We start from the raw sequence: 317 nt of genomic DNA on the forward strand, positions 1-317 counted from the left end.
GCCTCGGCGATGCCGGGGGCCACCACCGCCAGATTGGTGGTGTGCGACTGCGAGATGCCGATGAAGGAGTTCATGATGCCCCAGACCGTGCCGAACAGACCGACGAAGGGGGCGGTGGCACCGATGGTGGCGAGCAGGCCGGTGCCGCGCGTCATCGAGCGGCCGGCACGCGCCTCGATGCGCGCAAGTGCGATCGCCAGGCGCTCCTTGATGCCCTCAGCCGGCAAATCGTCCGAGCGCTGCAATTCGCGGTTGGCCGCCGTCACCAGATCGGCGACGGCTCCCTTGCCGGACTGGCGCGACCGGATGGTCTGGGA

Annotated in this window: 1 protein-coding gene; it reads right to left on the reverse strand. The window is 69.4% G+C overall.

The window, feature by feature from the left end; all coding sequences use genetic code 11:
• On the reverse strand, positions 1 to 317 hold a 317-nt coding region (locus BA190_RS34840; protein ID WP_202908580.1), incomplete at both ends, for a MotA/TolQ/ExbB proton channel family protein.

It is taken from the genome of Labrys sp. WJW (assembly GCF_001676615.1).
Taxonomy (GTDB): domain Bacteria; phylum Pseudomonadota; class Alphaproteobacteria; order Rhizobiales; family Labraceae; genus Labrys; species Labrys sedimenti.